Origin of the sequence: Pinirhizobacter sp., from assembly GCF_035317885.1 — a bacterium.
Taxonomy (GTDB): Bacteria; Pseudomonadota; Gammaproteobacteria; order Xanthomonadales; family Rhodanobacteraceae; genus Pinirhizobacter.
The window spans coordinates 1-8,577 of sequence record NZ_DATHFX010000293.1 but is presented as its reverse complement, the minus strand read 5'-3'; the positions used below and the strand labels follow the sequence as shown (position 1 = coordinate 8,577).

The following is an 8,577-nucleotide window of genomic DNA, read 5'->3' as shown; positions in this document are numbered from 1 at the left end:
GCGGCTTGCAGCGAAGCCTCGCTGCGCGCTGAAAGCACCAGCAACTGCGGGCCCTCCGCCGGTGTGGAAGCTTCGCGTGCGGGCGCTTCTTCCAGGATGGCATGGGCATTGGTACCGCCTACGCCGAACGAGCTGACCCCCGCGCGGCGCACGCCATCGGACGTCCATTCACGCAAGGCGGCGTTGACGACGAAGGGCGAACCTTCCAGGCCCAGCCGTGGGTTGTTCGCGGTGAAATGTAGTGACGGCGGAAGCTGGCGCGAGGCCAGCGACAGTGCTGTCTTGATCACCCCGGCCGCACCGGCGGCCATGACCAGGTGGCCGACATTGGATTTGAGCGATCCGATGGCGCAGAACGCAGCATCGTTGGTGTACCGGCGGTAAGCGCGCGACAAGCCTTCGATTTCGATCGGGTCGCCAAGCGGCGTGGCCGTGCCGTGCGTCTCGACATAGGAAATCGAGCGGGCATCGACACCAGCCACATCCAGCGCCCGCGTGATCACCGCGGCCTGGCCGGCGGCGCTCGGTGCGGTGAAGCTGGCCTTGATGCCGCCGTCGTTGTTTACCGCGCCACCGCGCATCACCGCGACGATCGGATCGCCATCGCGCAGGGCGTCGGCCAGGCGCTTCAACAGCACCACGGCCGACCCATCGCTGAACACGGTGCCCTGGGCGCCGATGTCGAAGCTGCGCGTGTGGCCGTCGGGCGAGAGCATGGAGCCCTCCTGCGCCACGTAGCCACTGCGTGGCGGGCAGCTGATCGACGAGCCACCGGCCAGCGCCATGTCGCAATGGCCCAGGCGCAGCGCATCAAAGGCCTGGCAGATGGCCACCAGCGAGGTGGAGCAGGCGGTGTTGAGGCTTATCGCCGGGCCATTGAGGTTCAACTTGTGCGCCACGCGTGTGGCGATGTAATCCTTCTCGTTGGCCAGCATCACCTGGAATGCGCCGAGCTTGTCGATGAGGTCCGGGCGATGGGCCAGGTGTTTCTGGAAATACGTGGCGTTGTGCATGCCGGCGAATACGCCGACGGTCCCGCCGGCGTTGTCGGGCACATGGCCGGCACGCTCCAGGCATTCCCAGCACAACTCAAGGAAAACGCGCTGCTGCGGATCGGTGAGTTCGGCCTCGCGTGGCGACATGCCGAAGAAACCGGCGTCGAAATCTTCCACGCCATCGATGATGCCGCGCGCGGCGACGTAGCCGGGTTCATTGCCTTCGGCTCCGGCAACGGCCGGGTCCAGCTCGCCGGGGCTGAAGAACGTGATCGATTCGCGGCCTTCGCAGAGGTTCTCCCAGAAAGCCTCCACGTTGTGCGCACCGGGGAAGCGGCCGGCCATGGCGATGATGGCGATCGGCTCGGCAAGCTTCGCGCCGGCATCGCTTGCTGGAGAGGCTGTTTGCACCGTCGTGCCATCGATCAGCGCGCCGAGGGCCGCGGGCGTTGGTTCGCCGAAGAAGTCGACGATGCTCGGCCGGGTGGAAATCTCAGCGTGGATCCGCGCCAGCGCCTTTACCGCCAGCAGGGAATTGCCACCGAGGTCGAAGAAGTGGTCGTTGCGACCGACGCTATCGATGCCCAGGATCTCCGCGAAGAGCGCGCAAAGCCTGGTTTCAGTCTGGCCATTGGCGGGCATGTAGCGATCGGCGAGTTCAGGCCGGCTGGCATCGGGCACGGGCAGGGCGCGGCGGTCGAGCTTGCCGTTGGCCGTGATCGGCAAGGCATCCAGATGCATCCATACCGAAGGCAGCATGAAGTCGGGGAGGGTTTCGGCCAGTGCCGCGCGCAGGCTGCGCGCCTCCACCGACGGCTTCGACGCCACATAGTAGGCCACCAGGCGTTTCTGGCCCCGATCGTCCATCGGCACCACGGCGCAGGCACGCACGCCGTCCAGGCGCAACAAGGCAGCTTCGATCTCGCCAACCTCGATGCGGTAGCCGCGGATCTTTACCTGGCCATCGGCACGGCCGATGAATTCAATGCTGCCATCGGCGAGCCAGCGCACCAGGTCGCCGGTGCGGTAGAGCCGCCCGCTGCCCGAGCCGAACGTATCGGGAACGAAGCGCTCGAGGTTGAGTTCGGGCCTGGCCAGGTAACCGCGGGCCACGCCCGCGCCGCCGATGTACAGCTCGCCGATCACGCCTACCGGCAACAACTGGCCACGCGCACCAAGCACGTATAACGTGGTGTCGGCGATCGGCCGGCCGATGGGAATGGACGTAACGGTGTCGGCAAGGTCGCGCGGTATGCGCCAGGTCGTGGCGAAGGTGGTGCACTCGGTGGGGCCGTAGCCGTTGATCAGCACCACGTCGTCGAGCGCGGCGTAGGCCTTGCGGATGTGACCGGGTGACAGGGCTTCACCGCCGGTCAAGAGTTGCCCGAGGCCGCGCAGGTGGGCAGGGTCTTCATCGACGACGGCATTGAAGAGCGCCGCCGTCAGCCAGGCGATCCTGGCGTCGTGGCCGCGGATGGTCGCTGCGAGGCCTAAGCCCGTGGGAATCTTTTCCTGGTGCACGATCACCGTGCCACCGTTCAGCAGTGCACCCCAGATCTCCAGGGTTGAGGCATCGAAGCCAAGCGGGGCGGCGTGCAACATGCGCGGTGCCGTGCCGAAGTCGACGTAGTCCACGCCGCGCACCAGGCGGATGATCCCGCGATGGGGAATTTCCACGCCCTTGGGCGTGCCGGTGGAGCCGGAGGTGTACATCACATAGGCCAGCGCATTGCCCAACACCACGGGTGTCGGCAGCGGCGAGCCCTCAAACAGTCCGGCCAGCGAGACGACGGGCGCTTCGGCACCCGCCAGCGGATCGCTGCCCTCGGCACGAACGATCAGCGCCACCTTGGCATCGTTGGCGACGAAGGCAAGGCGGCCGGCGGGTTGCAGGGGATCGAGCGGCAGGTAGGCGGCACCGGCCTTGAGCACGCCCAGCAAGGCCACGATGGCATCGGCCGAGCGGTCCAGCAGCAGTGCCACGCATTGGCCCACGCCCACGCCGCGGGCGATGAGCGCACCCGCCACGCGGTTGGCCTGCTCGTCGAGCTCGGCGTAGGTGATGGCGCGGTCGCCTTCCTCGATGGCGATTGACGCTGCGTGTTCGCGCGCTACCTGCGAGAACAGGCCTTGGACAGTGTCGGTGACCTGGCGGGCGACGGTGGTCTGGTTCCACTGGCCCAACATCAAGCTGCGCTCGGACGGATCGACGATGTCCACCGCCGCCGGGGCAACGTTACCGGCACTGAGCGCACGCAAGGCGTGCACGGTGGCCCGCGCCATGATCCGGGCGGCTTCGGCACCGAAAGGCGCGCGGTAATCCACGCGCAGGCAATCGCCCCGGAGCGTCCACACGCTTGCCCGATCACCGGCAGGCTCCGCGCCATCGGCTACCGACCAGGCACCCTGCGCATCATCGCCGGCTTCGCCCGAGTGCATGGCATCGGTACCGGTAAGCACGGCATCCACTGCCGCCAGGGCGCGACGCAACTGCGTCGCGGGCGAGAATCCGGGCCGCTGCGAAGCGCTGTCGATGGCGGCGGCCAGGGCAAGGTCGAGGGTGAGCTCAAAATGCGACGGCGCCGCGCCGAGGCCGGCGGGGGGCAGCATATCGAACAGGGGCGACGTCGATTCCGTCGCTGGCGCGGTGGTCATGTTTGGCACCTGGGTCTTCCCCTCTCGCGCATGCGGCATGCAGCTAGTGTCGAGGGCACGCACGCGGGCTTCTATATGCAGTTCAGTCGTCAAACGGCATGGCCGTAAGGAATAGGTTGCGACACCGGTGGCGTTGCCAAGGCAGCGCGAAACACCCTCTAGGCCGTATGGGCTAGTGCGCGCGGGCTACCGATGGCGGTACATCGGGTGTGCCCGGCGGCGCCTGGAACGCAATCAGCCAGAGAATGGCGCCCTGCACGGGTGCACCGGTCCAGGTCACCCTGTAGGTGCCGGCAGCGTCCACGCTGCGCGAGGCCACGGCGCATTGCACGCCGCTTTCGTCGGGAAGCTTCAGGAAACTGTCGACGATGACGAAGCCATCGCCAGGTTCCGCGGTCATGCGCTTGACCCCGCCGTCGCCCCACCAGAATGCCAACAGCAGGGCAGGCCCGGTGGTGGTCACCTTGCCGCTGGTTACCTGCAAGGCGGGTTCGGCATACGTCTGGGCGATGTCCTTCACCACGCCGCCGCGGATCTCCAGGAAGGGCACCGAAATCTCACCCTTCGGCTCGCCGCGCTTGGCAAACGTCAGCCGGTGCCCCTGGCCGCCCTTGGCGCCGATGACGAGATAGCTGGAAACGTTGAAGCGGTCATAGCCATTGCCGAAGGCCACCGCGCGTTGCAGCGACTTGAAACGATTTCCGTAATTGTCGCCGGGCGTGTCCGCGTTGCTGGCATAGCCGCCGTTCATCACCAGCAAGGTGCTGCCCGGCTGGGTATCGATGGGGTCGGTGACGGTAGGGCTGAACCCTAAGCCTTCGCCGTGGGCGAGCAGGGTGTGCGCACCCAGTACCGGTGCGGCATGCAATGGCGCGGCGATCATGGTGAAACACCCCAGGGCGAGAAAAGCCAGCAAACACCTTGCGCTGGCGTTGAGCATGCGCGACGCTAGCGCCCGCAGGCGGGACATGGGCATGGACGCATCGACGTCGTGGTGCCCGCCATCGAACTGCTGGGGAACTGGCTTGGCCGTCGAGACCGATTTCCTCGCGTTGTATCGCCAGCTTGGCCTGTCGCCAGGCTGCAAGCTCGCCGACTTCAAACAGGCATACCGCCGCCACGTTTCCATCCTGCATCCGGATCGCAACGACGCCGCCGCGCCGGAAGACCACGAGCGCTTCGGCCGCCTGGTAGTGCAGTACAACGCGGCCATGGACTTCCATCGCAGGCATGGCCGGCTACCGGGCGCCCCGGTCGGCGCGCGTTCGGCAGCGGCCGATGCGCCATCGGCCGAACCTGTCGCACCCAGCCCGCTGCCTCCGCGTCGCGAGCGCGTCACGCATACGCCGCGGCCGATGTTGCTGGTGATAGTGGCTTTGGTGGTGATCGCGTTGATCGCCTGGGGCGTGGGACCGATCGGATCGGCACCCGGGGCCGACAGCAGCAAGGTGACGCCGGAACCCGCCGCGGCCGACAGCGAACCGGCGGTGCAGGCGCCGCAGTTGAGCGTGGGCATGACGCGGGAAGATGTGCGCGCGATCGAGGGCGAACCCACCGCCGTGCACGGTGACCGTTGGGAATATGGACCATCGTGGGTGCGCTTCGAACGCGACACGCTGGTGGACTGGTACAGCTCGCCCTTCCGTTCACTCAAAGCCGCCAGCACCCGGCCGCACGGCGAGCGCGACTGAGCCATCGTCAGCGCGCGCCGCGGCCGAACAGCACGATCTCGAACGTCTCGACCAGGATCACCAGGTCAAGGAACAGGTTGTGGTTCTTGACATAGAAAAGGTCGTACTTGAGTTTCTCGGCGGCATCTTCTTCCGAGGCGCCGTACGGATACGAAAGCTGCGCCCAGCCGGCAAGGCCCGGCTTCAGGGAATGCCGCAAGCCGTAATAGCGGATCTTGGTGGCAAGGTCGGCGACGAACTGCGGGCGTTCCGGGCGTGGTCCGACGATGCTCATTTCACCCTTGAGCACGTTCCACAACTGCGGCAGTTCGTCGAAGCGAAGCTTGCGGCACACGCGTCCGACGCGGGTGACGCGGTCATCGTTCTTGGTGGCCCAGCGTGCCACGCCGTCCATCTCGGCGTCGGTGCGCATGCTGCGGAACTTGTATAGCCAGAACGTGCGGCCATGCTCGCCGACGCGTTCCTGGCGGTAGAGGATGGGCTGTCCCTTGCCCGACTCCAGTCGAATGGCAAGCGCGGTGAGCAGCATCAGCGGCCACAGCAGCACGATCATGGTGGTGGCCATGGCCACATCGAAGCCGCGCTTGAGCATCAGGTTCAGCGGCGTGGCATTGAAGCCGCCGGAAAACACCAGCCACGACGGGTCGAGCAGGTTCAGCTGCACGCGACCGGACTCCCGCTCGACGAAGGTGGTGAGGTCGGTCACCGTCACGCCGGCCTGGCGGCAGTCGAGCAGGTCATCCATCGGCAGGTTGCCGCGGCGATCGTCCACGCCCACCACGATCTCATCGACCTGATGGCGCCGGCACACGTCGCGTAGCGAACCGGTGCGATGCATGATGTAGTCGTCGGGCACCACGCTTTCTTCATGGCAGCCACGGATGTAGCCGACCACGAAGAACCCACGGCGATCGGCGCGGCGGCGCATGCGGGTGTGGATTTGCCCGGCGCGCTGTCCCGCCCCAAGGATCAGCACGCGGCGCTTGAAGGCGTCTACTTCCACCAGGCGCATGAACAACGTACGGAAAGCCGCCAGCAGTACGAAGCCGATCAGCAACGCCATGCCAAGCACGCCGCGGCCGAGGTAGGCCTGCGGCAACAGGTAGAACACCACCACCAGCGCCAGGCCGCCCATGCCGAAACCCAGCGCCTGGCGTGCAACCAGCCCGATCCAGCTGCTGCGAAGGTGCGCGCGGTATTGCCCCAGCGCCGCCATGGTGACGAACACCACGCCGGCGAACAGGAGCGATCGCTGCGGCAGCGCCGTGGCGTAGGTGGCAAGGTCGTCAGGACTCAAGAAGAAACGCAGGTAGGTGGCCAGGTTCAACGCGGCCACCAGAAGAAGGAATTCACTGACACCCAGGAGCAGGAGCCAACGGACGAATTGCTGTCGCAGGAAACGAAGCATCAGTAGCCCCCAGGGGATGCCGCGGGAAGGGCTTTTCGAACCCGCCGGCAGTGTGGAGAAAGCTACGCGTGCGAACTGCCGGGCGCTATTGGCTGGAGGTAAGAGCGGGATAGGCCATCCGGGGTGACTGGCGTAGCCAGTACCCTGGCCAACGGCAAGGTGGTTACCGTATCTACTTGCGGGGGAGCGGCAAGAGCCCCTTTCAGGCCCGGGCCGGTATCGAGCGCATGGATGCGCAGCGTGGCATGGCCGGCATGGGCAAGTTCGATTCCGCCGTCGGCATCGATCGTGGCCGGGTCCATGCGCAAGCCCGTACCGTAGGCCTTCAACAAGGCTTCCTTGCGCGTCCACAGCGCAAGCAGGGCGCTTTCGCGCGCATCGGTGGCCAGGGCCATCACCACCGCATGCTCGCGCGGGGTGCAGATCGACGGCGCCAGCGCGTGCAGTTTCATCCGTGGAGGGTCGCGCTCGATGTCCAGGCCGACCGTGGCGGCCCTGGCGATGGCGATGGCGATGAAGCGGCCGGTATGGCTAAGGCTGGTGGCAAAGCCCGTGCCGGGCAGCAGCGGTTGCCCGGCCTCGGAAAATATGAGCGGGACGTGGTGCGTGCCCAGAGCCAGGCACAATGCGCTGCGCCACAGTGCATGGGCCACAAGGTAGGTATCGGCATCGCGGGCGAAGCGGAAGCGCCCGGCGCGCGAGCGTTCGGTGTCGTCCAGCATCATGCGGGCGGCATCGAATTCCCCGGTGAAGTCCGTTGCGGACGCCAGCAACACCAGGGCTTCGCCGACGCGGGGTTGGGCGAAGCCGGCCTCGCGCAGGGTGTCGGCGGCGAACATCGGGCTAGGCAATGCCTGCCGCGTGGCAATCGGTGAGCAATACCTGCAGGTGGGCGGCCAGGCGCAGGCTCAGCGCGACGATGGTGAAGGTGGGAAAAGCCCATCCCCCCGTGGGGAATACCGAACTGCCTGCCACGTGCAGGTTGGCCAGCCCGTGGACGCGGCAATCGCGGTCCACCACGCCTTCTTCGGCGCGTTCGGCCATGCGCGTGGTGCCCAGGTGGTGCGCTGTGCCGTGCACCGGCAACGGTGCGTCGTCGTCGGCGACCACCCATGGCTCCGGCTCGAAGCGGCCGTTGCAGGTGCGCGCCAGTTGCTCGCCGAACAGGCGGCCCGCCGTGCGAATGGTATGGCGGTCGATGGCCGACAGTTGCCAGTCCACGCTCACCTTGCGCAGGCCCAGGGCGTCGGTGCCCTCACCGAGCATGATGCGGCTGTCGCGGTTGGGCGCCTGCTCGAAATAACCGATCAATTCCACATACTGGCTGCGCACGGTGGGGCGGTCGGCGAGCTTCTTGGCGAACGCACGCGCGATGTCACCGGCACCCAGCCCCATGCGCAGCGCCAACATGCCCAGATTCGGCGTGTCTCCGGGGAACGCGGTTGCCAGCATCGGACCATTGCGCATGGTTTCGCACATGCGCATCTCAAGCAGTTCGGCCTCATTGCGCACCGGGGGCTTCATCGCAGCGCGGAATTCGCGCAAGGCGCGCACGCCGAAAGGTACCTTTCCCTCGATCGGGAAGGGATGCACGCGGCCGGCGAGCATCTGGTACTCGCGCTGGGCCTGCGCCGACAACGCTATCTCGGGGGACACCGGGGCCGGGGCCTTGCCCAGCTGGCGCTCATAGGGGCGGGTGAGGGTGTCCGGATCGTCGGTGGCCACCACACCCAGCCTGCCGCTGGGATGGTCCATGAAATAGCGGCCTACCAGACCGTGCGCATTGCCCAGTCCCTCGGGAGAGACCGAATCGGAGAGCAGCAGCAGG

The 8,577-nt window shown here is 66.8% G+C and carries 6 protein-coding genes; 1 reads left to right on the top strand and 5 read right to left on the bottom strand.

Translation table 11 applies throughout. The features are described from left to right. A partial coding sequence (locus tag VK519_RS09585) for an amino acid adenylation domain-containing protein (protein ID WP_324349328.1) occupies positions 1-3,650 on the bottom strand: 3,650 nt, incomplete at its 3' end. Positions 3,651-3,822: 172 nt separating this feature from the next. Further along, positions 3,823-4,626 carry a hypothetical protein gene (locus VK519_RS09580; protein WP_324349327.1) on the bottom strand — a complete coding sequence of 268 codons (804 nt, stop codon included), beginning with the start codon at positions 4,624-4,626 and terminating at the stop codon, positions 3,823-3,825. Positions 4,627-4,675: 49 nt separating this feature from the next. On the opposite strand from VK519_RS09580, the gene VK519_RS09575 reads away from it, so the two are divergent. After that, positions 4,676-5,341 carry a DnaJ domain-containing protein gene (locus VK519_RS09575; protein ID WP_324349326.1) on the top strand — a complete coding sequence of 222 codons (666 nt, stop codon included), beginning with the start codon at positions 4,676-4,678 and terminating at the stop codon, positions 5,339-5,341. A 7-nt stretch (positions 5,342-5,348) separates the two neighbouring features. Here the strand turns inward: VK519_RS09575 and VK519_RS09570 are convergent, their stop codons facing one another. From VK519_RS09570 to VK519_RS09560, 3 genes are all read right to left on the bottom strand, one after another. After that, positions 5,349-6,749: a TIGR03013 family XrtA/PEP-CTERM system glycosyltransferase gene (locus VK519_RS09570; protein ID WP_324349325.1), complete on the bottom strand. Its 1,401-nt coding sequence runs from the start codon at positions 6,747-6,749 to the stop codon at positions 5,349-5,351. A 62-nt stretch (positions 6,750-6,811) separates the two neighbouring features. Next, positions 6,812-7,588, bottom strand: coding sequence for a 4'-phosphopantetheinyl transferase family protein (locus VK519_RS09565; protein WP_324349324.1), 777 nt, complete (start codon positions 7,586-7,588; stop codon positions 6,812-6,814). A 4-nt stretch (positions 7,589-7,592) separates the two neighbouring features. Further along, positions 7,593-8,577, bottom strand: a 985-nt coding sequence (locus VK519_RS09560) for a GMC family oxidoreductase (protein WP_324349322.1), incomplete at its 5' end; no start/stop codon positions are given.

Coding starts and splice junctions, on each gene's coding strand:
- VK519_RS09580 (WP_324349327.1), bottom strand. CDS start 4,626: ATGCCCATGTCCCGCCTGCGGGCGCTAGCGTCGCGCATGCTCAACGCC.
- VK519_RS09570 (WP_324349325.1), bottom strand. CDS start 6,749: ATGCTTCGTTTCCTGCGACAGCAATTCGTCCGTTGGCTCCTGCTCCTG.
- VK519_RS09565 (WP_324349324.1), bottom strand. CDS start 7,588: ATGTTCGCCGCCGACACCCTGCGCGAGGCCGGCTTCGCCCAACCCCGC.